The sequence below is a fragment of the Geodermatophilus sp. DF01-2 genome, assembly GCF_004571065.1.
GTDB lineage: Bacteria > Actinomycetota > Actinomycetes > Mycobacteriales > Geodermatophilaceae > Geodermatophilus.
Map to the genome: position 1 here is coordinate 1 of NZ_SPQN01000071.1, position 23,285 is coordinate 23,285.

Below are 23,285 nucleotides of genomic sequence, written 5' to 3' on the forward strand. Positions count from 1 at the left end.
ACCCCGGGCGCGACCGCCGGCAGCGGCGCGGGCGGCGACGGTGGCGGGACGTCGGCGGCGGAGTCGACGAGCCGGCCCGGGTGGTCGGGATGGTCGCCTCGCCCGGCGGGGCCGGGATGGTCGCCTCGCCCGGCGGGGACGGTGAAGCCCCGGTCGAGCAGCCGGGCGGCCTGGTCGGCGGCGCGCAGCGGCACGTTCTCGGTGCCCATCACGCTGACCACCAGACGCCGTCCGTCGCGCTCGGCGGCGGTGACGAAGGTGTGCCGGGCGGCGTCGGTGAAGCCGGTCTTGCCGCCGAGGTTGCCGGGCGTGCCGGCCAGCGGGTTCTGGTTCTGGATCTGGAAGCCGGGGGAGCGGCCCTCGACCGGGGGGCATCTGTGCGGTCGACGTCTGCAGGAGCGCCACCGCGCGCGGGTCCTCGACCAACCGGCGGAAGACCAGCGCGAGGTCGTAGGGGGAGGAGGACTGGCCGGCCACGTCCAGCCCCGACGGCGTCCCCGCGACGGTGTCAAGGCACCGATCGCGGCCGCCGTCTCGTTCATGGCCCGCACCGTGAGGTCCGTGCCGCCCGCCGCGCGGGCCAGGGCGTTGGCCGCGTCGTTGCCCGACTGCATCCCCAGCGCCTGGAACAGCAGGGCCACCGGGTAGCGCCCGCCGGCGACCAGGCCGACCCGGCTGCCCGCCACCGCCTCGTCCTCGACCGTGCCCTCGACGACGGCCGCGGGGTCCAGCAGCGGCAGCAGGGTCAGCAGCGTCAACATCTTCAGCGTGCTCGCCGGGTAGTACCGGCCGTGCGGATCGCGCGTGGCCAGCACCGCGCCGCTGCCCGCGTCGGCCACCAGCCGGCCGGCCGCGGCGATCCCGTCCGGCAGTGGGGGAGCTCCCTCGACCCCGACCGTGCCGCGGGTGTCCAGTCCGCTCCCGCCCACGGGAACGTCGCCGGGCCCGCTGCCCTGGGGCGGACCGCCCGGCAGAGGCGCGGTCGGTGTGGGCGCCGACGGGTCGGCGGTGGGCCGGACCTCCTCCGCCAGGGCCGGCCCGGCGCCGCCGAGCAGCAATCCCGCCGCCAGCAGCGCGCCGGCAACGTGCACCGCCGGCCGTCTCGGCATGGGCGCACGCCAGCCCGGGTCCCGCCGCGGCTCCTCCGCGGACGCGCATGGCGAATCCCGCCGGCGGCCGCGGCCTTCGCAACGATCGCATCTCGGTCTCCGGCGCAGGGATCGGCGCAGCCGCCGGGCGCGGCTAGCGTGCGCTGGTCGCGTGCTGCGGAGACCGGTGCCCGCCGGCCCGCCACGCGCACCCCGACCCACCGGGACGGACCGCCGGGTCCGTGCGTCCGTCCCCCCAGAGAGGAGATCGTCTTGCGCCGAGCGCGGAGGATGAAGGCCAGCGCCCAGGCCGTGGCGTTGCTGCTGGCCGGCAGCATGGCGCTGGCGGCCTGTGCCAGCGACGAACCCGACACCGATGCCGCCGCTGGTGGCGACGGCGGTGGCGCCAGCTGCGAGGAGCTGCAGGTCGGCCTGGCCTACGACGAGGGCGGCCGTGGCGACCGGTCGTTCAACGACTCGGCCTACACCGGCGCCGCGGCGGCCACCGACGCCCTGGGTGGCGACCTGCAGGAGCTCAGCCCCAACGACGACGCCTCCAACCGCGACCAGCTGCTCACCCAGCTGGCCGAGCAGGGCTTCGACCCGGTGATCGCGGTCGGCTTCGCCTACGACGAGGTCATCGGCGAGGTGGCCCCGCAGTTCCCGGAGACCACCTTCGCGCAGGTCGACGGCTCGAACGCGGACGGCAGCAAGGGTGAGAACGTCACGGGGCTGATCTTCGCCGAGGAGGAGGGTTCCTTCCTGGCCGGCGTCGCGGCCGCACTGAAGACCGAGACCGACCACATCGGTTTCGTCGGCGGCGTGGAGAGCCCGCTGATCGAGAAGTTCGAGGCCGGCTACGTCGCCGGTGCCCGGGCCGTGAACCCGGACATCATCATCGACCGCCAGTACATCTCGCCGGCCGGTGACTTCTCCGGGTTCAGCGACCCGGCCCGCGGCCAGATCGTGGCCCAGGGCATGTACGACGCCGGGGCCGACATCGTCTACCACGCCGCGGGCGGTTCGGGTCTGGGCGTCTTCCAGGCCGCGGCCGACTCCGGCGCCCGGGCGATCGGCGTGGACTCCGACCAGTACCTGACGGTCAGCGACCCCGCCCTGCAGGCGGTGATCATGACCTCGATGCTCAAGCGGGTCGACAACGCGGTGGAGCAGTTCATCACCGACTACTGCGAGGGCACCGTCGAGGGCGCGACCGACCGGCTCAACGACCTCTCCACCGGAGGCGTCGGCCTGGCCACGTCGGGCGGCTTCATCGACGACATCCAGGACGAGCTCGAGCAGTACGAGCAGCAGATCATCGACGGCACCATCGAGGTCCCGACGACGATCGAGTGACGCCCGTGCGGGTGCATCCGCACGGCTGAGTACCCCTGCGACGCGGGCCCGGGCGGCGAACGCCCGGGCCCGCGCCGCTCCGGGCCCGCCCTGCCTCCTGCAGCCGCCGTGGGTGCGGCATCATGCCCACGGCCCCCGGGGCCCCGAGACCCCGGCGGAGCGGCTGATCGGCGCCCACCGGCGCCATCCAGTGACCTCCCGCCCACCGGCGGGTCCACAGCGAGGAGATGCCGACATGGCCTCTGGAGACCGGTCAGCGGACGGGCGCGGTGCGGCGGCGACGGGCGACGTCCCCCTCGCCGTGGAGCTGCGCGGGATCACCAAGCGCTTCCCGGGTGTGGTGGCGAACAGGGACATCGAGCTGCGGGTCCGCCGCGGCGAGGTGCACGCCGTCGTCGGGGAGAACGGCGCGGGCAAGTCGACGCTGATGAAGACCCTCTACGGCGAGCACCGACCCGACGAGGGACAGGTCCTGGTCGACGGCCGGGAGGTGCACTTCCGCAGCCCGGCCGACGCGATCGCCGCCGGGATCGGCATGGTGCACCAGCACTTCATGCTGGCCGACAACTTCACCGTCCTGGAGAACGTCGTCCTGGGCAGCGAGCCGACCCGCCGCGGCCGGCTGGACCTGGCCGAGGCCCGGCGTCGGATCGCCGAGATCTCCGACCGCTACTCGCTGGGGCTGCGGGCCGATGCGCTCGTGGAGGATCTCGGCGTCGGCGACCGCCAGCGGGTGGAGATCGCCAAGGTGCTCTACCGCAACGCCCGGACGCTGATCCTGGACGAGCCGACCGCCGTCCTCGTGCCGCAGGAGGTCGACGAGCTGTTCGCCAACCTCGCCGAGCTCAAACGGGAGGGCCTGACGGTCATCTTCATCTCGCACAAGCTCGACGAGGTGCGCCGGGTCGCCGACTCGATCACCGTCATCCGCCGCGGCACCACGGTGGGGACGGCCGACCCGCGGACGACGACGGTCAAGCAGCTCGCCGAGCTGATGGTCGGCGCCGAGCTGCCCTCGCCGGAGATCCGCAGCTCGACCGTGCGCGAGACCCCGGTGCTGCGGCTGGCCGGCGTCACGGTGACCGACAGCGGACGGCGCCCGGTGGTGGACGACGTCACGCTCACCGTGCGCGAGGGCGAGGTCGTCGGGATCGCCGGCGTCGAGGGCAACGGCCAGGCCGAGCTCGTCGACGCGGTCATGGGGCTGCGTCCGCTGGCCGCGGGGGCGGTGCTCCTCGGCGACGAGGACGTCACCGGCTGGAGCACCCGGGCCCGACGGGAGAGCGGCGTCGGCTTCATCCCCGAGGACCGGCACCGCCAGGGCATGCTGCTCGACGCGCCGCTGTGGGAGAACCGCATCCTCGGTCACCAGACCCGCCCGCCGGCGGTCAAGGGCCCCTTCATCGACCGTCGCGGCGCCCGCGCCGACACCGCCCGCATCATGCGCGAGTACGACGTCCGCGCCCCCGGGCCGGACACCCTCGCCGTCGCGCTCTCCGGCGGCAACCAGCAGAAGCTGATCGTCGGGCGCGAGATGAGCGCCCGCCCCCGGCTGCTGGTCGCCGCCCATCCGACCCGCGGTGTGGACGTCGGCGCCCAGTCGGTGATCTGGGAGCTGCTCAAGGACGCCCGCGCCGAGGGCCTGGGCATCGTGCTGGTCTCCGCCGACCTCGACGAGCTGATCGGGCTGTCCGACACGCTGCACGTCATGCTGCGCGGCCGGCTGGTCGCCACGCTCGACCCGCGGCGGGTGACCCCCGAGGAGCTGGGCGGGCACATGACCGGGGCACGGACGACGGCGGGTGCTGCATGAGTGCCGTCGTCCGCCGGGTGGGGCTGTCGCTCTTCGGCCCGCTGCTCGCCGTCCTCGTCGCGCTGGTCATCTCCGCGCTGGTCATCGCCCTCATCGGGCAGGACCCGATCGAGGCGTTCTCGGTCATGGTCGACCTCGGCGACAGCCCGGCGCAGCAGGTGCAGTCGATCGTCGTCATCCTCAACCGGGCCGTGCCGCTGTTCCTGGCCGGCCTCGCCGTGGCGGTCGCCTTCCGGATGGGCCTGTTCAACATCGGCGTCGAGGGCCAGTACCGGCTGGCCACCATCCTGGCCGCTGCGGTCGGGGCGGCCGTGGTGCTCCCCGGCCCGCTGCACGTGCTGCTGGTGATCGTCGTCGCGATGGGAGTCGGGGCGCTGTGGGCCGGCATCGTCGGCGTGCTCAAGGTGACCCGCGGCGTCAGCGAGGTCATCAGCTCGATCATGCTGAACTTCATCGCGCTGGGCCTGGCGTCGTTCCTGCTGACCGGCCCGCTGCGGGGGAGTCCGCCGGGGGCCTCCATCGTCACGACCAGCGAGATCCCCGAGTCCGGCCGGGTGCCCGGCCTCAACGGGCTGCTCACCGCGTTCGGCCTGGCCGAGCCGCGCAGCAGTCTCTACGGCTTCCTGCCGGTCGCCGTCGTGGTCGGCGTCGTCGTCGCCGTGCTGCTCGAGCGCACCCGGTTCGGGTTCGACCTGCGGGCCACCGGCCTGTCGCCGTCGGCCGCGACCGCCAGCGGCGTCGACGCCCGCGGCATGGTCGTGAAGACGATGCTGATCTCCGGCGCCATCGCCGGGCTGATCGGCCTGCCCGACCTGCTCGGCGAGCAGTTCGACTACGGCACCGAGTTCACCGCCGGGCTGGGCTTCCTCGGCATCGCCGTCGCCCTGCTCGGGCGCAGCACCCCGCTGGGCATCGCGCTGGCAGCGCTGCTGTTCGCCTTCCTCGACCGGGCGGCGCTGCCCCTGCAGTTCGCCGACATCCCCGCCTCGGTGGTCACGATCATCCAGGGGACGATCGTGCTCGCCGTCGTCATCGCCAACGAGATCGCCCGCCGCCTGGCGCTGCGCTCGGCCGAGCGGGCGGGCGCCGCCGCCGGCTCGGGTCCGGCCGACGACGGCGCGGGAGGCGGCGCGCCGCCCGGCGACAGCCCCGACGGCGGCCGGCGGGTCCGCACCGGCGTCCCCGGCACCCCTGAGGACGTGCAGGCATGAACCAACCCCACCGAAGCGCTCCGTCGGCGCTCCACGTCCCCGCGGGGGTCCCGGTATGAGCACCATGGCACCGACCCGCAGCGGGCAGCCCAGCCGTGGCCCGCTCACCGACCTGCTGACCGGCGGCGGCCGGACCCGGCGGATCCTCTGGCTGGTCGTCGGCCTGTGGTTCCTCTTCTCCCTGGTCCGGCTCGTCTCGGGAGAGCAGGAGCTCACCTCGTCGTCGACCCTCTCCGCGGCGCTGCTGCTGGCCGTCCCGATCGGTCTGGCGGCCCTCGGCGGGCTGTGGTCCGAGCGCGCGGGCGTGGTCAACATCGGCCTCGAGGGGATGATGATCCTCGGAACCTGGGGGGCCGGCTGGGCCGGCTGGCAGTGGGGCTGGGTCGGCGCGGTCATCGGCGGCCTGGTGTTCGGCGCGGCCGGCGGCCTGCTGCACGCGGTCGCCACGGTCACCTTCGGTGTCGACCACGTGGTCTCCGGCGTGGCGATCAACATCCTCGCGGGAGGCGTCGTCCGCTTCCTCTCCGAGCTGGTGTTCACCGAGGACACCGGGGGCGGCCCGACCCAGTCGCCGGCCCTGGCCAGCGACCCGCCGGCCCTCTCGCTACCGCTGCTGTCCTCGGGACCGGACCTGCTCGGCGACCTCGAGCGGCAGAACTGGTTCCTGGCGAGCGACCTGGCCGGCCTGCTGCGGGGCGTGACCAGCGGCGTCGGCCTGCTGACCCTGCTGGCGGTGCTGCTCGTCCCGGTGTCCTACCTGCTGCTGTGGCGCACCGCGTTCGGCCTGCGGCTGCGCTCGTGTGGTGAGAACCCGGCGGCGGCGGACTCCCTCGGCGTGCCGGTCTACCGGCTCAAGTACCTCGCGGTCATCGTCTCCGGCGCGCTGGCCGGACTCGGCGGCGTCTTCCTGGTGTTCGTCGCCGGCATCTACCGCGAGGGCCAGACCGGCGGCCGCGGGTTCATCGGACTGGCCGCGCTCATCTTCGGCAACTGGCGGCCCGGCGGGCTGGCGGCCGGCGCAGGGCTGTTCGGCTTCGCCGACGCCCTGCAGCTGCGCAGCCAGACCGCGGTGGTGGCGCTGCTGCTGCTCGTCGCCGTCCTGCTCGCGGGCGTGGCGGTGGTCCAGGCGGTGCGGCGGAGGCTCCTGCAGGCGGTGGTCGCCGGTGCCTTCGCCGCCGCGGGGCTGGTCGGCTTCCTCACCATCGACGAGCTGCCCGAGGGCATCGTCTTCTTCACCCCGCACCTGACCACGCTCCTGGTGCTGTCGCTCGCCTCCCAACGCCTGCGGATGCCCAAGGCCGACGGGTTGGTCTACCGACGAGGAGAGCACTAGTGGACGACGAGGCCTGGGGTCGGTTGCGCGCGGCGGCCCGCGAGGCGATGACGCACGCCTACGCGCCGTACTCCCGGTTCCCCGTGGGCGTGGCCGGGCTGGTGGACGACGGCCGGGTGGTCACCGGCTGCAACGTGGAGAACGCCTCCTACGGGCTGGGCCTGTGCGCCGAGTGCGGGATGGTCAGCGACCTCGCCCGCACCGGCGGCGGCCGGCTGGTCGCCGTCGCCTGCGTCGGTGGCGACGGGCAGCCGCTCATGCCGTGCGGCCGGTGCCGGCAGCTGCTGTGGGAGCACGGCGGGCCGGAGATGCTTATCGAGACGGTCTCGCTCGGCATCGTGCCGATGCGCGAGGTGCTGCCCGATGCGTTCGGCCCGGAGGACCTGCTGAAGGCGGCGGGCAGGTGACCTTCGACGCGATCGACGTCATCCGCACGAAGCGGGACGGCGGCCGGCTCTCGGCCGAGCAGATCCGCTGGGTGATCGGCGCCTACACCCGTGGCGAGGTGCCCGACGAGCAGGTCAGCGCGCTGCTCATGGCGGTGTTCTTCCGCGGGATGGTGCCCGAGGAGCTGGCCGTCTGGACCCGGGCGATGATCGACTCGGGCGAGCGCAAGGACCTCTCCGCGCTCGGCCGCCCGACCGCGGACAAGCACTCCACCGGCGGGGTCGGCGACAAGATCACGCTGCCGCTCGCGCCGCTGGTCGCCGCCTGCGGGGTGGCCGTGCCGCAGCTGTCCGGCCGTGGGCTGGGCCACACCGGCGGCACGCTGGACAAGCTGGAGGCCATCCCGGGCTGGCGGGCCGACGTCCACGAGGAGGCCTACCTGGCGCAGCTGCGCGAGGTGGGCGCGGTGATCTGCGCGGCCGGCAGCGACCTGGCGCCCGCGGACAGGAGGCTCTACGCGCTGCGCGACGTCACCGGCACCGTCGAGTCGATCCCGCTGATCGCCAGCTCAGTCATGAGCAAGAAGATCGCCGAGGGCGCCGACGCGCTGGTGCTCGACGTGAAGACCGGCTCGGGTGCCTTCATGAAGGACCCCGAGGCCTCCCGCGAGCTGGCCCGCACGATGGTGGGCCTCGGCGAGGCGGCCGGGGTGCGCACGGTGGCGCTGGTGACCGCGATGGACCGGCCGCTGGGCCGCGCCGCGGGCAACGCCGTCGAGGTCGCCGAGTCGGTGGAGGTGCTCGCCGGAGGCGGCCCGGCCGACGTCGTCGAGCTGACCCTGGCGCTGGCCCGGGAGATGCTGGCCGGTGCGGGGCGCTCCGACGTCGACCCGGCCGACGCGCTGCGCGACGGCCGGGCCATGGACGTCTGGCGGCGGATGATCGCGGCACAGGGCGGCGACCCCGACGCGCCGCTGCCCCAGCCGGCGGAGAAGCACGTGGTGACCGCCCCGGCCACCGGCACGCTGACCCGGCTCGACGCCTACGCCGTCGGCGTCGCGGCCTGGCGGCTGGGCGCCGGGCGGGCACGCAAGGAGGATCCGGTGTCGGCGGCGGCGGGCGTCACGTGGACCGCGGGGGTGGGCGAGCAGGTCGTGGCCGGGCAGCCGCTGCTGGAGCTGCACACCGACGACCCCGCGCGCATCCCGCGGGCTCTGGAGACGCTCGAGGGCGCGATCGGCGTCGACACCGCCGACGAGCCGCTCCCGCTGCTCCTGGACCGCATCACCGTCTCCTGACCTCGCGATCATGGCGCTGTGACCGCCCCGGACGCCCCGGAGGTGGTCACGGCGCCATGATCGCCGGGAGGGGGCGACCGGCGGCCGGCTCCGACGGTGGAGACTGTGACCTCGTGCAGAAGGACTCCCTCCTCCCCACCCCTCGCGAGCTCGGGGCGGTACCCGGGAGGGAGCCGCTGGACCCGGACGCCGCGATCTCGATCCGCGGCCTGGTCAAGCGCTACGGCGACCGGGCCGCCGTCGACGGCCTGGACCTCGACATCCGCCGCGGGGAGATCTTCGCGCTGCTGGGTCCCAACGGCGCGGGCAAGACCACGACGGTCGAGGTGCTGGAGGGCTACCGGCGCCGGGACGGCGGCGCGGTGCGCGTGCTGGGCGTCGACCCGGCGAGGGGCGGACGGCGCTGGAAGGCGCAGCTGGGCATCGTGCTGCAGTCGGGCGCGGGGGACAGCCAGCTGTCGGTGCGCGAGCTGTTGAAGGCGCGGGCGTCGTACTACGCCGAGCCGCGCGACCCGGACGAGGTGCTGGAGCTGGTCGGCCTCACCGACAAGGCCGGGGCCCGGGGGCGCAGCCTCTCCGGCGGGCAGCGCCGAAGGCTCGACGTCGCCCTCGGCATCGTCGGGCGGCCGCGGCTGCTGTTCCTCGACGAGCCGACCACCGGCTTCGACCCCGAGGCGCGGCGGCAGTTCTGGGCGCTGATCCGCTCGCTGCGCGACCTGGGCACGACCATGCTGCTGACCACGCACTACCTGGACGAGGCCGAGGCGCTGGCCGACCGGGTCGGCGTCATCGCCCGCGGCCAGCTCGCCGAGGTCGCCGTCCCGACCGCGCTGGGGGGGCGCGGCACCGCACCCGCCGTCGTCAGCTGGACCGAGGGCGGCGTCCGGCGCACCGCCGAGACCGCCACGCCGACCGCGTTCGTGCGGGAGCTGGCCGCCCGGTTCCCCGGCGAGGTGCCCGACCTGGCGGTCAGCCGGCCCACGCTCGAGGACGTCTACCTGAAGATGATCGGGGACCACTCGTGACCGCCCCCGCACTGCCGTCGTTCCGCCGGGTGTACCTGACCCGCGCCGGCGTCGAGCTCAAGGAGTTCTTCCGCCAGCGCGAGTCGGTGGTCTTCACCCTCGCTTTTCCGGTGATCCTGCTGCTGGCCCTGGGCGCGGTGCTCGACTACGACCTCGGCGCCGGGGTGGACTTCCCCCAGTACTTCATGGCCGGGGTGATCACCGCCGGGATCGTCGGCGCCAGCCTGCAGAACATGGCGATCCACATCGCCGGGGAGCGCTCCGACGGGACGCTCAAGAGCCTGGCCGGCACGCCGATGCCCGCCAGCGCCTACTTCGTCGGCAAGGTGGTGCAGGTGCTCGCCGTCGCGGTCGCGACCATCGCGCTGCTGCTGCTGGTCGGCGTGCTGGTGTACGGCATCGACCTGCCGTCGGGGACCGAGTGGCTGACCTTCGCCTGGGTGTCGGTGCTCGGCGCGGCGGCCTGCACGCTGCTGGGCATCGCGGTCTCGACGCTGGCCCGCAACGGGCGCTCGGCGTCGGCGACGGTCACCCCCATCGCGCTGGTGCTCGAGTTCATCTCCGGGGTCTTCCTGCCCTTCGACCAGGTGCCCGGCTGGCTCCAGGACGTCGCCGCCGTGTTCCCGGTGAAGTGGCTGGCGCAGGGCCTGCGGTCGGTGTTCCTCTCGGACGCGCTCGCCGCTCACGAGCCGGCCGGGTCGTGGGAGCTCGGCACCGTCGCGCTGGTGCTCGGCCTCTGGTGCGTCGTGGGCCTGGTCCTGTGCGCGCTGACCTTCCGCTGGCAGGACCGCGGTAGCGACTGAGGCAGCTGCACACCCGGCGATCAGCGGGCCACTCCTCGAGTCAGGACCACGCGGCGCCGACAAGACACGCATGCCCGACTCACTGACCGCTCTCGCCATCCTTGCTCTCGTGGGGGTGCCAGGCTGGGTGTACCTGCAGTTGCGGGCTGACCCGGACTTTCGGTCGGGCACGGCCGCGAAGGGCGAGCCCGGCGGGTCCGGCGAGGCCGCGAAGCCCGAGTCCGGCGAGGCTGTGGCATTGAACGCGAACCTCGCCACGATCTTCTTCGGGCTCGTCTGCGCGCTCGGAGGCGTCCTGCTCTCGCTCGTGTCCCAGCAGGAGCGTTGGATCGCCTTGATCGGCGCGCCTTCGCCGGGAGCCTCGGAGGAGGTCGCGTCGACGTTGGTCGGCAACGTCCCGGAGTTGGTGGCGGTCTCCTTCCTGGGCGCACTCCTCACGGCCGTCCTCATGGCGAATGTCGTGACGTTCGCGGAGATCGGGGCGCGACGGTGGCGCGTGTGGCGGATGGAGAAGCGCTCCGGGAAGGGGCGAGGTCGCGAGCGTCAACCGTCCGCGGCCGGCCGCGCCTGGTCCTTGCTGGCCGTATCGACCGTCGGTCTCCTGGCCGTGGGCTTCTGGCCCTGGTTCTGAGGTCTTGCCGTGCGCCCCGGTCGGCACCTGGTCGCAGTAGCGTCCGGACAGACGACGAAGATGTGTCCCGTGTCCGCGCCGCTCAATGTCGACTCGATCCGACGCGCGCCGAAGGTGCTGCTGCACGACCACCTGGACGGCGGGCTGCGGCCGCAGACGGTGCTCGAGCTCGCCGACGAGGTGGGCTACCGGGACCTGCCGACGGACGACGCCGACGCGCTGGGCCGCTGGTTCCGCGAGGCCGCCGACTCCGGCTCGCTGGTGCGGTACCTGGAGACCTTCACCCACACCGTCGCGGTGATGCAGCGCCCCGAGGCGGTCAACCGGGTGGCCCGCGAGTGCGCCCTCGACCTGGCCGCCGACGGCGTCGTGTACGCCGAGGTGCGCATGGCCCCGGAGCTGCTGACCCCGGCCATGCCGATCGAGGAGGCCGTCGAGGCGATTCTCGACGGCTTCGCGAAGGGCAGCGCGGAGGCCACCGCGGCGGGCACGCCGATCACCGTCGGCACGCTGCTGTGCGCCATGCGCCAGAACGACCGCTGGAACGAGGTGGCCCGGCTGGTGGTCCGGCACCGCGACGCCGGGGTGGTCGGCTTCGACCTGGCCGGCCCGGAGATCGGTTTCCCCCCGGACCGGCACCCCCCGGCGATCGCGCTGCTGGACCGGGCCGGGGCGCACCGCACCGTGCACGCCGGCGAGGCGGCCGGCATCGACAGCATCGTCGCAGCGCTGGACGGCGCGCGTGCCGAGCGGCTCGGCCACGGGGTGCGCGTCGCCGACGAGGTGGCCGACGACGGGACCCTGGGCCCGGTGGCGCAACGGGTGCTCGACCAGCAGGTGCCGCTCGAGGTCGCGCCGTCGTCCAACGTGCAGACCGGCGCCTACCCCGCGCTGGCCGAGCACCCGGTCGGCCGGCTGCACCGGCTGGGCTTCGCGGTCACCCTCAACACCGACAACCGGCTGATGAGCGGCGTCTCGGCGACCAGCGAGATCGCCGACGTGGCCGCCACCTTCGATTGGGGCTGGGACGACGTCCAGGCGGTGACCGAGCGGGCGCTGACCGCCGCGTTCGTGCCCGAGGCGGAGCGGGCCCGGCTGCTGACCGACGTCGTCCGGCCCGGGTACGCGGCGCTGCGAGCCTGATCACTGGCGGAATACCGAGGCGACCTGCGCTGCTAACCTGGGTGGACCGGCACTCGCCGGTCATCCTCCCGGACGGTCCGTCCGGGCATGAGCGCATCCGTGCAGATCCACAGCGTCTCCTGACGTCAGTGATCGCCAGTGAGGACGCCGGTCCACGGTGTCCGCGCACCACCACGGGACGCGCCCGAGAAGCATCGGAGTCCCACACCCGCATGACCACGTTCGACACTGTCGACGTCCAGACCATCCCTGAGACCGCCTCCGAGGTCGAGGTCCCCGCAGGCCCGACCTTCGCCCGGCTGGGCCTGCCCCAGCCGCTGGTGACCGCCCTGGAGCGGCGCGGCATCCGGCACCCGTTCGCCATCCAGGCCTCCGCCCTGCCCGACGCCCTCGCCCGGCGCGACGTGCTGGGCAAGGCCGCCACCGGCTCGGGCAAGACGCTGGCCTTCGGCCTGCCGCTGCTCGCCCGTCTCGGTGCCGACGTCCGCCGTGGCCGCCGTGCCCCGCGCGGCCTGATCCTCGTGCCGACCCGCGAGCTCGCCCAGCAGGTGTACGACAACCTGTCGCCGCTGGGTCAGTCGATCGGCGTGCAGCTGACCACCGTGTACGGCGGCGCCTCGATGTACCGCCAGATCCAGCAGCTACGCCGTGGCGTGGACGCGATCATCGCCACTCCCGGCCGGCTCCAGGACCTCATCGGCCAGGGCGAGGCGACCCTCGACGAGGTCGAGGTCACCGTGATCGACGAGGCCGACTTCATGTCCGACCTCGGCTTCCTGCCGGTCGTGCAGGAGCTGCTCGACCAGACCCGCCCCGACGCCCAGCGGCTGCTGTTCTCGGCCACGCTGGACGGCGAGGTCGACACCCTGGTCCGCCGCTACCTGAAGGACCCGGCCCGGCACGAGGTCAAGCGTCCCGGGGACGACGCTCCACCGGCCGAGCACCTAGCCTACAGCGTCGCCTTCCGCGACAAGGTGCCGGTGACCGAGCAGCTGGCCGCCCGGCCGGGCCGCACACTGGTCTTCGTTCGTACCCAGCTCGGTGCCGACCGGCTCGCCGGCAACCTGCAGGCCGCCGGCATCAAGGCCGAGGCGATCCACGGCGGGTTGCCGCAGGGCGCCCGTCGCCGGGCCCTGGAGGCGTTCACCGACGCCCGCAGCCCGGTGCTCGTCGCCACCGACGTCGCCGCCCGCGGCATCCACGTGGACGACGTCTCGCTGGTGCTCCACTACGACCCGCCGGCCGACCACAAGACCTACCTGCACCGCTCGGGCCGCACCGCCCGCGCCGGTGCCGGTGGTGTGGTCGTCTCGCTGCTGCTGCCCGACCAGGTGGGCCAGGCCAAGCGCCGCTTTCGCCAGGCCAAGGTGGAGCCGGTCGTCAGCCGGATCCGTCCGGGCGACGCCCCGATCGCCGAGCTCGTCGCCAGCGGCGTGCACGTCGAGCCGGTGGAGCGCCCGGTGCGCGAGTCGCGGCGCCCTTCCGGTGGACCGGGTGGCCGGCGTCCCCGCCGTGAGGGGGAGCGTCCGCGCCGCGACGGCGACCGGCCGCGTCGTCCCCACGGGGACCGGCCGCGGCGGGACGGCGACCGTCCGGCGTTCGGCGAGCGCTCCTACGGTGAGCGTTCCCGCGGGAACGGCGAGCGGTCGTACGGCGAGCGCTCCGGCTCGGGCGAGCGCCGCGGTGGCGGGGACCGTCGTCCCAGCCAGTACCGCGGTCAGGGGCGTCGGCCCATCACCGACTGATCACCGACCCGTACGGCAGCGGCCGGTCCCGGTTCCCCGGGGCCGGCCGCTGCCGTTCGGCGCGGGGGCACCTCGTCCCCCGTTGATCATGGGGTTTGTGGAGGTGGACACGCGCCCGCCGGCATGTCCCTCGGCCACAACCCCATGATCAACTCGGGCTGACCGGGATCGAGCCCCGTCCCGGCCCCGCCCTCAGTCTCGGAAGACGAGCGCCCCGCTCACCGCGGTGACGACCTCGTCCCAGGCCGGACGCAGCGCCGCGGCGTCCTCGGCGCGCAGCGGGGCGTCCGGCTGACGCTCGCCGCGGGCGACCGCCCGCCCCAGCGGCGCACCCGGCTGCAGCAGCTCGTCGACGCGGGCCAGCCCGGCGTACTCGGCGACGTCGCGCACCCCCTCGACCGGCTGGGCGAGGGCTCGGTGGTCGACCAGCCCGGCGGCGCCGTCGGCCACCTCGGCGAGCACGGCCGTGAGCTCGGTGAGGTCGTAGCGGTCCTGCTCGGCCGGCAGCGGCGGGGCGTCGGTGTCGGCCACCTCCGGCCAGGAGGCGATCTCGGTGAGGTCGTGGTCCTCGTCGCCGGCGCAGAAGCGGGCGAGGTCGGCGGGGGAGGGGAACAGGAAGACCTCGCCGTCCCGGCCGAGGAAGCGGGCCCGGTCGTCGACGTAACAGCGGAGCGTCACGCCGGCGCCCTCGGGCACGACGACCTCCACGGGGAGGATGCCGACGGCCTCCCAGAACTCGGCGGCCTCGGCCACCTCGGACGGCGACGCGCTGACCCGGCCCAGGCGGGCGATGGTGCTCACGCCGGGCGCAGCCGGGGCCGTCGCCGAGGCCGTGGTGGCCCCGCCGGCCGGCCGCGCCACCGGGGCGGTGCCCTTCATGTCGTCGTCCTCGACGTCCGCCTCGTCGGTCTCCTCGTCGTCCTCGGCGGCCGGGGGGTAGTCGTCGAGGTTCGCCGTGCCGCCGCCGGTCCAGTCCAGGTGGGCGCCCAGCTCCTCGAGGACGTCCTCCCACAGGTCGTCGAGGGCCGCGCCGACGCCTCCCCAGGCGTCCTCGCCGGAGCGGCCGATGAACGCCTCCACGCCGAGCCCCAGAGAGCCGATCTCCGGCCGGGCGACCAGCTCGGCCAGCGCGCCGAACTCCCCGCCGCGCGTCACGTCGGCGGCCGACCGGCGCTCCAGGTCGACATCGGCATCGACGTTGCGGTCGTCGTCCTCGTCGGTCAGCTCGTCGTCGACGTCCTCGCCGGTGTCGTCCTCGGTGTCGAGGCACTCGGCCAGCCGGGTGACGATGTCGATCGTGGCCGCGAGCTCCTCGACCGCCCACCGGTCGGGGTTCTCCGCGGCGATGTCGTAGACGCCGTCGAGGTCGTAGCGGTGGTCGTCGTCGGGTGTCAGGTCGGCCCCGCCCAGCCCGGCCACGACCGGCCAGACGGGGTGGTCGGCGAGGTCGTGGTCGGCGCGGGAGCGGCAGAAGGCGGCCAGCGCCGAGGGGGTCGGGAAGAGGTGGACGATGGCCCGGTCGTCCTCGGACGTACCGAGGAATGCCTGCCACTCCTCGCCGTCCTCCTCCCAGGGCGGGGCCCACAGGGTGAAACCGGTGCGGTCGTCGACGGTGAGGGCGATGGGGACGATGCTGGGCCGAGCCACGGGCCCCATCCTGCCCGGTCCCCCGGAGTCCGCACCCGCAGGTTGCGGGGTCCTCGTGCTGGAACGGCTCCTCACCGGCCGCTGTCTGACGTGCCCAGAGTCTGCGGGGAGCTCGGGGCAGGGGACGCTCCTTCTACCAGGGGGCCGGGAAGGGGGTCTCCTACAGGCCCATCGGGTGCCAGACGGTCTTGGTCTCCAGGAAGGGCGTCAGCCGCGACAGTCCCGGGTCGGCCGACCAGTCCGGCTCCTCGGCCGGCGGGCGCACGACCCGCTTGATGCCGCCCGCGGCCAGGCGCTCGAGCTCCATGGCCTGCCCGGCCGGGGCGCCGGTCAGGTCGATCCCGTCGACGTCGTCGTGCTCGGCCAGCCACGGGCCGATCTCACCGGCGTCCCCCGTGAGCACGTTGACCACTCCGCCCGGGACGTCGCTGGTCGCCAGGACCTCGCCGAGGGTGACGGCGGGCAGCGGGCGGGCCTTCGACGTCACGACGACGGCGGTGCTGCCACCGGCCAGCACCGGCGCCAGCACGCTGACCAGCCCGAGCAGCGACGACCGCTGCGGCGCCAGGATGGCGACGACGCCGGTGGGCTCGGGTACGGAGAAGTCGAAGTACGGGCCGGCGACCGGGTTGGAGCCGCCGAGGACGGCGCCGAGCTTGTCGGTCCACCCGGCATACCAGACCCAGCGGTCGATCGCGGCGTCGACGGCGGCCCGCGCCTTCGACGACGACAGGCCCTCGCCGGCGGCGACCTCATCGCAGAACTGCGCGTGCCGGCCCTCCATCACCTCGGCGACCCGGTAGAGGACCTGGCCGCGGTTGTAGGCGGTGGCGCCCGACCACTTCGCGGAGGCGGCGCGGGCTGCGACGACGGCGTCCCGGGCGTCCTTGCGGGAGGCCCATGCGGCGTTGGCGAGGAAAGCACCCTTGGCGTCGGTGACCTCGTAGATGCGGCCGGACTCCGAGCGAGGGAAGGCGCCGTTCACGTAGAGCTTGTAGGTCTTGCGGACGGCGAGACGGTCGGTGCTCACCGTCGTCCTCCGGACTCCGACCGCGGCCATGACGTCGTCGTCCTCCGGACGACCCCGCGTCCAGGTGCCGTTCCTCGGTTGCGCCGAGCCCCGCCCGTGTCCCGGTCGGTAGAAGGACCCCCTGCTCCCCACCGCTCGCGAGCTCGCGGCGGGACCCTGCAGGGGACCAGGGCCCGGCGGCCGGTCCACACCACGCTGTGCGTCACTCCGTAGCTCCCTTCAGGTACGCGGCGAGCCCGTGCCGCCCGCCCTCGCGGCCGTAGCCGGACTGCTTGTAGCCGCCGAAGGGCGACGTCGGGTCGAACTCGTTGAAGCAATTGGCCCACACCACGCCGGCGCGCAGCCGGTCGGCGATGGCGAGGATCCGGGAGCCCTTCTCGGTCCAGATCCCGGCCGAGAGCCCGTAGGTGGTGTTGTTGGCCTTGGCGACCGCCTCGTCCGGCGTCCGGAAGGTGAGGACGCTCAGCACCGGGCCGAACACCTCGTCCCGGGCGATGCGGTGCGCGGGGGAGACGTCGGTGAACACCGTCGGCGGGAACCAGAATCCGCGTTCGGGCAGGTCGCAGGCCGGCTGCCAGCGGTTGGCGCCCTCGGCCTCGCCGATGTCTGCGAGCTGTCGGATCCGCTCCAGCTGCAGGTGCGAGTTGATCGCCCCGATGTCGGTGTTCTTGTCCAGCGGGTCGCCCAGGCGCAGGGTGCCGATCCGCCGCTGCAACGAGGCGATCACCTCGTCGTGGACGTTCTCCTGGACCAGCAGCCGGCTGCCGGCGCAGCACACGTGGCCCTGGTTGAAGAAGATGCCCTGCACGATCCCCTCGACGGCCTGGTCGATCGGGGCGTCGTCGAAGACGATGTTGGCCGCCTTGCCGCCGAGCTCGAGGGTCAGCTTCTTGCGGGTGCCGGCGACGGCCCGGGCAATGGAGCGGCCCACCTCGGTCGACCCGGTGAAGGCGACCTTGTCGACGTCCGCGTGCCCGACCACCGCGCGGCCGGTGTCGCCGGCGCCGGTCACGATGTTGACCACGCCCGGCGGCAGGTCCGCCTGGCGGCAGACCTCCGCGAACAGCAGCGCGGTCAGCGGGGTGGTCTCGGCCGGCTTGAGGACGACGGTGTTGCCGGTGGCCAGCGCGGGGGCGACCTTCCACGCGAGCATCAGCAGCGGGAAGTTCCACGGGATGACCTGCCCGGCCACGCCCAGCGGCTTCGGGCCGGGGCCGAGGCCCGCCCAGTCCAGCTTGTCGGCCCAGCCCGCGTGGTAGAGGAAGTGCGCCGCGGCCAGGGGGACGTCGACGTCGCGGGACTCCCGGATCGGCTTGCCGTTGTCCAGCGACTCCAGGACGGCGAACTCCCGCGCCCGCTCCTGCAGCAGCCGGGCGATGCGGAACAGGTACTTGCCGCGGTCGGCGGGGCGCATCGGGCCCCAGAGGCGGGTGAACGCGCGGCGGGCGGCGCGGACGGCGCGGTCGACGTCCTCTGCCGTGCCGGTGGCGACTTCGGAGAGGACCTCCTCGGTGGCCGGGTTGATCGTCTTGAAGGGCGCGCCGGAGCCGTCGACGAACTCGCCGTCGACGAACAGGCCGTAGGACGGCGCGACGTCGACGATCGAGCGTGACTCGGGGGCGGGGGCGTACTCGAACAGTCGTGTCATGGTCAGTCGACGCTCACGTGGTCGGGGGCGGAGGGGTGGGGGACGGCCGGGACCGCAGGCCCGGCCATCAGTCGACGCTCACGTGGTCGGGCCCTGAGTAATGGCCGGTGCGCAGTTTCTGCCGCTGCAGGAGGAGGTCGCCCAGCAGGCTGGAGGCGCCGAGGCGGAACCGGTCGGGGGAGAGCCAGTCGGGGCCGGCGACCTCGTTCACCAGCACGAGGTGCCTGATCGCGTCCTTCGTCGTCCGGATGCCGCCGGCGGGCTTGACGCCGACCTGGCGGCCGGTGGCGGCGCGGAAGTCGCGGACCGCCTCCAGCATCACCAGGCAGACCGGCAGGGTCGCCGCGGGGGAGATCTTGCCGGTGGAGGTCTTGATGAAGTCCCCGCCGGCGAGCATCGCCAGCCAGGAGGCGCGGCGGACGTTGTCGAGGGTGACCAGCTCGCCGGTCTCGAGGATGACCTTGAGGTGCGCGTCCCCGCAGGCCTCCTTCACGGCCACGATCTCGTCGTAGACGTCGAGGTAGCGGCCGGCGAGGAAGGCGCCGCGGTCGATGACCATGTCGATCTCGTCGGCACCGTTGGCCACGGCGTCCCGTACGTCGGCGAGCTTGACCGCCCGGCTGGCGCGGCCGCTGGGGAACGCGGTGGCGACGGCGGCGACGGAGATGCCGGTGCCGGCCAGGGCCGCCTCGGCCACGCCGGCCAGGTCGCCGTAGACGCAGACGGCGGCGACCGGTGGGCAGCTCGGGTCGGTGGGGTCGGGACGGCGCGCCTTGGCGGCCAGGCTGCGGACCTTGCCGGGGGTGTCGGCGCCCTCGAGCGTCGTGAGGTCGACCATCGCGATCGCGGTGTCGATCGCCCAGGCCTTGGCGGTGGTCTTGATCGACCGGGTGCCGAGGACGGCGGTGCGCGCCTCGGCGCCGACCTGGTCGACCCCCGGCAGCCCGTGCAGGTAGGCCCGGAAGGCGGCGTCGGAGCGGGTCACGTCGCGGTACGGCGCCAGGGGCTCGCGCCGCGGCGGGATCTCCGCCGCCGGCGCGTCGGGGTCGAGCGCGTGGGTCATGCGGGCATTCTTCCCTGCGCCGGTGCAGCTCCCGTCCCCGCACACCCGTGCGGATGGAACGGCCGCGGCTCCGGGGCGACGGGTTCCCCCTGAGCAGGCCGCTACGGTGGCCCGCGTGCAGCTCACCGTCGTCGACCACCCGCTCGCCCGTGCCCGTCTGACCCGCATGCGGGACGAGCGGACCGACAGCGCGGCCTTCCGCGCGGCGCTGGCGGAGCTGACCCAGATGCTGGTCTACGAGGCCACCCGCGATCTGCCCGTCGCCGAGGAGTCGATCACCACCCCGGTCACCGGCACCACCGGCTACCGGCTGGCCGCGCCGCCGCTCATCGTGCCGGTGCTGCGCGCCGGGTTGGGCATGGCCGACACCGCGCACGGGATGCTGCCGGAGTCGCAGATGGGCTTCGTCGGGCTGGCCCGGAACGAGGTGACCTTCCAGCCGGAGGCGTACATGGCGTCGCTGCCGGAGTCGCTGGTCGACCGGGAGGTGTTCGTCCTCGACCCGATGCTCGCCACCGGGGGGTCGCTGGTGCACTGCTGCGGCCTGCTGACCGAGCGCGGCACCACCTCGATCACCGTGCTGTGCGCGCTGGCCGCCCCGGAGGGGCTGCGCCGGCTCGAGGAGAGCGGCCTGCCGCTGCGGGTGTTCACCGCCTCGGTCGACGAGGGGCTCAACGAGAAGGCCTACATCGTCCCGGGCCTCGGGGACGCCGGGGATCGCCAGTTCGGCGCGGTCTGACTGCTAGCGTTGCTGTCAGGCCGCATCTGAGGAGGCTGACATGGCGACGCTGACGATCCGGGACCTGGACGACGGCATCCGCGACAAGCTGCGGGTGCGAGCGGCTGAGCACGGCCGATCGATGGAGGCCGAGGTGCGGGAGATCCTCGCCGCTGCCGTGGCCGATCCCGAGCCCGAACACGACTACGGGTGGGTCGATCGCCTCCGTGCTCCCTTTCTGGAGATCGGCGGTGTCGAGCCTGACGAACTGGTGATCCCTCCTCGCACCGGTAGGCCCCGGTACGTGGACTTCGGCGAGTGATCGTCCTCGATACCAACGTCGTGTCCGAGCTCATCCGAGATGTTCCGGCGACCGCGGTCGTGCGATGGGCGAGGTCCGTTCCTTCGGCCGAGCGGTTCCTGACCGCGGTCTCGGTCGGAGAACTCGTCTACGGTGTCTCGCGGCTGCCGGAGGGCCGCCGTAGAACTGCGCTCGAGGCGGCGGTGGCATCTGCCCTGGCCAGCTTCTCACCTGAACAGTTCCTGCCCTTCGATGAAGCTGCTGCCCGGCCCTACGGGTCCCTGTTCGCGCACCGTGAGCGGCTGGGACGGCCGATCGAGATCGCAGACGCGCAGATCGCCGCCATCTGCCTGCACCACGGCGCGGCCCTCGCGACGAGGAACCCCCGCGACTTCACGGATCTCGATCTGCGACTGATCAACCCTTGGACGGCGTGACGATGCGCTTCGGGGTGCTCGGCACCGGCCACTGGGCGCGGACCGTCCACGCAGCCGCACTGGCGTCGCACCCGTCCGCCGAACTGGTCGGGGTGTGGGGCCGCGACCTGGCCAAGGCCAAGGCGGTCGGCGCGGAGTTCGACGTCCCCGGCCACGTCGACCTGGCCGCGCTGCTCGACCAGGTCGACGCCGTGGCCGTTGCCGTCCCCCCGTCGGTGCAGGTCGGGCTGGCCGAGCAGGCCGCGGCCGCCGGCAAGCACCTGCTGCTGGAGAAGCCGATCGGGCTCTCACTGGCGGAGGCCGACCGGGTGGTCGCGGCGGTGCGCTCGGCGGGGGTCGCCTCGGTCGTGTTCTTCACCTTCCGCTTCCAGGCCGGGACGTCGACCTGGCTCACGCAGGCCGCCCGTACCCGTCTGGCCGGAGGCGCGGGCTCGTGGCTGAGCGCGCTGGCCGGCAGCCCGTTCGACTCGGCCTGGCGCCGGCGGCACGGCGCGCTGTGGGACATCGGCCCGCACGCGCTCTCGCTGCTCGTCCCGGCGCTCGGCCCGGTGGTCTCGGTCCAGGCCGGGGGCGGCGCCGGGGACACCGTGCACCTGGTGCTGCAGCACGCCACCCCCGGTGTGGCATCGACGGTGACGCTGTCGCACACCGTCGCGCCGATGTCGACCGGCATCGAGTTCTTCGTGCACGGGGACGCCGGCCGGCTGGTGCTGCTGCCGGACACCGAGAGTCCGGTCGAGTCCTTCTCGACCGCGATCGACGAGCTGGACGCGGCGGCGGTGACCGGCGGGACGCACCCCTGCGACGTCGGCTTCGCGCGGGACGTGGTCGCGGTCCTGGCGACGGCCGCCCGCGCGCTCGAGTCCGACTGCCGGGAGCCGGTCGGCTACTGACCCCGCGGTTCCGTCTGAGAGGGACACTGCTGGGCCTGCCCGGATGCGACACTGGCCGCGTGTTCGACGAGGTCGGGAGCCCGCCGCGCGCGGAGGTGATCGGTGCGCTCCGCCGGGCCGGCGCACGGTTCGCGTTCGTGCACGGCAGCCGGGCCCGGGGCACGCATCGTCCGGATTCCGACCTCGACGTCGCCGCCTGGTGGGGCTCAGGTGCGCCGGCGTCCTTCGAGGTCCACTTGCCGCCGGAGGTGGACCTGATGGTGCTCGACGACGCTCCGCTCGAACTGGCTGGGCGTGTGTCGATGGAGGGGGTGTTGCTCTTCGACGACGACCCGCCGGCCCGGGTCCGCTGGCTGGCCACGACGCGCAAGATCTACGCCGACGAGAGACCGCGCCTCGACCGCGGCCACCGCGAGTTCCTGGAAATGCTGCGCCGTGGTTGATCCTATTCGTGTCCGCCGGCTGTTGCAGGCGCTCACTCGCGCGTTGGCAACGTTGGAACGTGAGTCGAAAGCTTCCGACGAGCGTCGGTCGGATCCGATGTGGCTGGCCGGGGTCGAGTTCACCTTCGTCAACGCCATCGAGGCATGCATCGACATCGCCCAGCACCTCTCCTCCTCCGAGGGTTGGGGACCACCGCACAGCAATGCGGAGAGCATGCGGATGCTCGCGCGGCACGGCATTCTGGCCACGGACGTCGCAGAGGAGATGGCGGCTGCTGTCGGGTTCCGCAACGTCCTGGTGCACCAGTACGCCGATGTCGATCACAGCGTCACGATCGCCCGCCTGGGCGACCACGATGTCCTCCACCACTTCGCTTCCGCTGTCGCGCACTTCGTGCCAGCCGGCTGACACGTGTGGACGCTGGAGGTGCCGGGCCTCGCCCTGCTCAGTCGTAGGGGTTGGTGAGGACCGGGCTGGCCTGCAGGACGCTGAACGTGACCGGGGGGCCGTCGGTGGTCGTGGTGCCGGGGACGTCGGCGGTGGCGCCGCCGTCGACGCTGAAGGTGCCGCTCCACGTGGTGGTCAGCGAGGCGGTGTAGGTGCCGCTGCGGTAGTCGTGGCTGATCGCGTGGTCGGGGTACGGGGCGCCGGGGTCGGTACTGGTGAGGACGGTGCCGTCTCCGGTGTCCCAGGAGAAGCCGGTGGCCGTGGCGACGATGTCGACGGTGAAGCCGCGGATGTCGACGGTGAAGGTCTGGGTGGTCGGGCCGTCGGTGTAGAAGACGACCGGCAGGCCGACCAGTGCGTTGCCCGGTGGCTGCTGCTGGGCGGGGAGGTCCGGCAGCGGCAAGGTCTGGAAGTAGCGGTAGACCTCGCCCGGTGACGGCGGCGGGTTCAGCGCCGTGATGTCGACGCAAGACCTGGTGAGCGGCAGCCACTGGCCGACGGCGGTCCCTGGTGCAATGCCACTTAGCCTAAGTTGATCATGCGGCGCGGGGCTGGATCGGGTAGAGCCGGACGGTGGGCGGGCCGGCGTGACGGACGCTGGCCGGCTCGCCGGGTTTCTTGATCCGGTACTGGTTGTGCCGGGCGCGCTTGACCGCACGGGGGCAGGTTCGGTGCCGCCGGCGCGGGTTGATCTTGCTGGTGATCTCGGCGTGGACGCGGGGCAACGCGCCGGTCCAGTCCTCAGGGGGAAAAGGCCGCCGTTCCGGTGGCGGTGCGGCGGACGATACGCAGGGCGCGGGTGAACGAGACCCGGTCGGGGTCTAT

Annotated in this window: 24 protein-coding genes; 17 read left to right on the forward strand and 7 right to left on the reverse strand. The window is 73.6% G+C overall.

Going from position 1 to position 23,285, the window contains the following annotated elements:
- Positions 1-1,109: D-alanyl-D-alanine carboxypeptidase (locus E4P41_RS16660; protein WP_245177419.1), on the reverse strand; the 1,109-nt coding region annotated here is incomplete at its 3' end.
- Positions 1,110-1,361: 252 nt separating this feature from the next.
- Between E4P41_RS16660 and E4P41_RS16665 the strand changes: the two genes are divergently transcribed.
- The 11 genes from E4P41_RS16665 to E4P41_RS16715 all read left to right on the forward strand — a co-directional run bounded on the left by E4P41_RS16665 (position 1,362) and on the right by E4P41_RS16715 (position 13,832).
- Positions 1,362-2,444, forward strand: a complete 1,083-nt coding sequence (locus E4P41_RS16665) for a BMP family ABC transporter substrate-binding protein (protein WP_135142386.1) — start codon at positions 1,362-1,364, stop codon at positions 2,442-2,444.
- A 235-nt stretch (positions 2,445-2,679) separates the two neighbouring features.
- Positions 2,680-4,257: an ABC transporter ATP-binding protein gene (locus tag E4P41_RS16670; protein ID WP_135142387.1), complete on the forward strand. Its 1,578-nt coding sequence runs from the start codon at positions 2,680-2,682 to the stop codon at positions 4,255-4,257.
- Positions 4,254-5,468: an ABC transporter permease gene (locus E4P41_RS16675; protein WP_135142388.1), complete on the forward strand. Its 1,215-nt coding sequence runs from the start codon at positions 4,254-4,256 to the stop codon at positions 5,466-5,468. Before E4P41_RS16670 ends, E4P41_RS16675 begins: the two co-directional genes overlap by 4 nt.
- 64 nt (positions 5,469-5,532) lie before the next feature.
- A complete protein-coding gene (locus E4P41_RS16680) occupies positions 5,533-6,801 on the forward strand; it encodes an ABC transporter permease (protein WP_245177420.1) in 1,269 nt (422 codons plus the stop codon).
- Positions 6,801-7,208, forward strand: coding sequence for a cytidine deaminase (locus tag E4P41_RS16685; RefSeq protein ID WP_135142390.1), 408 nt, complete (start codon positions 6,801-6,803; stop codon positions 7,206-7,208). The genes E4P41_RS16680 and E4P41_RS16685 overlap by 1 nt, the downstream gene beginning before the upstream one ends.
- On the forward strand, positions 7,205-8,485 hold the full coding sequence (locus E4P41_RS16690) for a thymidine phosphorylase (protein ID WP_135142391.1): 1,281 nt from the start codon (positions 7,205-7,207) through the stop codon (positions 8,483-8,485). Before E4P41_RS16685 ends, E4P41_RS16690 begins: the two co-directional genes overlap by 4 nt.
- A gap of 113 nt (positions 8,486-8,598) precedes the next feature.
- Positions 8,599-9,510: an ABC transporter ATP-binding protein gene (locus E4P41_RS16695; protein ID WP_245177421.1), complete on the forward strand. Its 912-nt coding sequence runs from the start codon at positions 8,599-8,601 to the stop codon at positions 9,508-9,510.
- Entirely contained in the window at positions 9,507-10,313 is an 807-nt protein-coding gene (locus tag E4P41_RS16700) for an ABC transporter permease (RefSeq protein WP_135142392.1), read from the forward strand. Before E4P41_RS16695 ends, E4P41_RS16700 begins: the two co-directional genes overlap by 4 nt.
- A gap of 70 nt (positions 10,314-10,383) precedes the next feature.
- Entirely contained in the window at positions 10,384-10,944 is a 561-nt protein-coding gene (locus tag E4P41_RS16705) for a hypothetical protein (RefSeq protein WP_167761133.1), read from the forward strand.
- Positions 10,945-11,004: 60 nt separating this feature from the next.
- A complete protein-coding gene (locus E4P41_RS16710; protein WP_135142394.1) occupies positions 11,005-12,087 on the forward strand; it encodes an adenosine deaminase in 1,083 nt (360 codons plus the stop codon).
- Between the two features lie 212 nt (positions 12,088-12,299).
- A complete protein-coding gene (locus E4P41_RS16715; RefSeq protein WP_135142395.1) occupies positions 12,300-13,832 on the forward strand; it encodes a DEAD/DEAH box helicase in 1,533 nt (510 codons plus the stop codon).
- A gap of 192 nt (positions 13,833-14,024) precedes the next feature.
- On the opposite strand, the gene E4P41_RS16720 is transcribed toward E4P41_RS16715, so the two are convergent.
- The 4 genes from E4P41_RS16720 to deoC form a co-directional block, all read right to left on the reverse strand.
- On the reverse strand, positions 14,025-15,479 hold the full coding sequence (locus E4P41_RS16720) for a hypothetical protein (protein WP_135142396.1): 1,455 nt from the start codon (positions 15,477-15,479) through the stop codon (positions 14,025-14,027).
- A 160-nt stretch (positions 15,480-15,639) separates the two neighbouring features.
- Positions 15,640-16,509 carry an aldehyde dehydrogenase family protein gene (locus E4P41_RS16725; RefSeq protein WP_245177422.1) on the reverse strand — a complete coding sequence of 290 codons (870 nt, stop codon included), beginning with the start codon at positions 16,507-16,509 and terminating at the stop codon, positions 15,640-15,642.
- Positions 16,510-16,711: 202 nt separating this feature from the next.
- On the reverse strand, positions 16,712-18,157 hold the full coding sequence (locus E4P41_RS16730) for an aldehyde dehydrogenase family protein (protein ID WP_209307763.1): 1,446 nt from the start codon (positions 18,155-18,157) through the stop codon (positions 16,712-16,714).
- Between the two features lie 67 nt (positions 18,158-18,224).
- Entirely contained in the window at positions 18,225-19,220 is a 996-nt protein-coding gene (gene deoC, locus E4P41_RS16735) for a deoxyribose-phosphate aldolase (RefSeq protein WP_245177423.1), read from the reverse strand.
- A 115-nt stretch (positions 19,221-19,335) separates the two neighbouring features.
- Here deoC and upp point away from each other — a divergent pair, with 115 nt between their 5' ends.
- Genes upp through E4P41_RS16765 form a run of 6 tightly spaced genes read left to right on the forward strand, consistent with a single transcriptional unit; the run spans position 19,336 to position 22,421 of the window.
- Positions 19,336-19,959, forward strand: a complete 624-nt coding sequence (gene upp, locus E4P41_RS16740) for a uracil phosphoribosyltransferase (protein WP_135142398.1) — start codon at positions 19,336-19,338, stop codon at positions 19,957-19,959.
- A gap of 40 nt (positions 19,960-19,999) precedes the next feature.
- Entirely contained in the window at positions 20,000-20,260 is a 261-nt protein-coding gene (locus tag E4P41_RS16745; protein ID WP_135142399.1) for an Arc family DNA-binding protein, read from the forward strand.
- Positions 20,257-20,676, forward strand: coding sequence for a type II toxin-antitoxin system VapC family toxin (locus tag E4P41_RS16750; RefSeq protein WP_135142400.1), 420 nt, complete (start codon positions 20,257-20,259; stop codon positions 20,674-20,676). The genes E4P41_RS16745 and E4P41_RS16750 overlap by 4 nt, the downstream gene beginning before the upstream one ends.
- Before the next feature lie 2 nt (positions 20,677-20,678).
- On the forward strand, positions 20,679-21,569 hold the full coding sequence (locus E4P41_RS16755) for a Gfo/Idh/MocA family oxidoreductase (RefSeq protein WP_135142407.1): 891 nt from the start codon (positions 20,679-20,681) through the stop codon (positions 21,567-21,569).
- Positions 21,570-21,628: 59 nt separating this feature from the next.
- Positions 21,629-22,012 carry a nucleotidyltransferase domain-containing protein gene (locus E4P41_RS16760; protein WP_135142401.1) on the forward strand — a complete coding sequence of 128 codons (384 nt, stop codon included), beginning with the start codon at positions 21,629-21,631 and terminating at the stop codon, positions 22,010-22,012.
- On the forward strand, positions 22,005-22,421 hold the full coding sequence (locus tag E4P41_RS16765) for a DUF86 domain-containing protein (protein WP_167761134.1): 417 nt from the start codon (positions 22,005-22,007) through the stop codon (positions 22,419-22,421). The genes E4P41_RS16760 and E4P41_RS16765 overlap by 8 nt, the downstream gene beginning before the upstream one ends.
- A gap of 37 nt (positions 22,422-22,458) precedes the next feature.
- Here E4P41_RS16765 and E4P41_RS16770 read toward each other — a convergent pair whose 3' ends face one another.
- Positions 22,459-22,863: a hypothetical protein gene (locus tag E4P41_RS16770; RefSeq protein WP_245177424.1), complete on the reverse strand. Its 405-nt coding sequence runs from the start codon at positions 22,861-22,863 to the stop codon at positions 22,459-22,461.
- 133 nt (positions 22,864-22,996) lie between these two features.
- Complete coding sequence (locus E4P41_RS16775; RefSeq protein WP_135142403.1) at positions 22,997-23,185, reverse strand: hypothetical protein; 189 nt, start codon at positions 23,183-23,185, stop codon at positions 22,997-22,999.
- Positions 23,186-23,285: the final 100 nt, after the last annotated feature.

Bases quoted from the DNA above. Each gene is read 5' to 3' on its own strand.
- E4P41_RS16755 (WP_135142407.1), top strand. From the start codon at position 20,679: ATGCGCTTCGGGGTGCTCGGCACCGGCCACTGGGCGCGGACCGTCCAC.
- E4P41_RS16745 (WP_135142399.1), top strand. From the start codon at position 20,000: ATGGCGACGCTGACGATCCGGGACCTGGACGACGGCATCCGCGACAAG.
- E4P41_RS16670 (WP_135142387.1), top strand. From the start codon at position 2,680: ATGGCCTCTGGAGACCGGTCAGCGGACGGGCGCGGTGCGGCGGCGACG.
- E4P41_RS16675 (WP_135142388.1), top strand. From the start codon at position 4,254: ATGAGTGCCGTCGTCCGCCGGGTGGGGCTGTCGCTCTTCGGCCCGCTG.
- E4P41_RS16680 (WP_245177420.1), top strand. From the start codon at position 5,533: ATGGCACCGACCCGCAGCGGGCAGCCCAGCCGTGGCCCGCTCACCGAC.
- E4P41_RS16730 (WP_209307763.1), bottom strand. From the start codon at position 18,157: ATGACACGACTGTTCGAGTACGCCCCCGCCCCCGAGTCACGCTCGATC.
- E4P41_RS16715 (WP_135142395.1), top strand. From the start codon at position 12,300: ATGACCACGTTCGACACTGTCGACGTCCAGACCATCCCTGAGACCGCC.
- deoC (WP_245177423.1), bottom strand. From the start codon at position 19,220: ATGACCCACGCGCTCGACCCCGACGCGCCGGCGGCGGAGATCCCGCCG.
- E4P41_RS16710 (WP_135142394.1), top strand. From the start codon at position 11,005: ATGTGTCCCGTGTCCGCGCCGCTCAATGTCGACTCGATCCGACGCGCG.
- E4P41_RS16705 (WP_167761133.1), top strand. From the start codon at position 10,384: ATGCCCGACTCACTGACCGCTCTCGCCATCCTTGCTCTCGTGGGGGTG.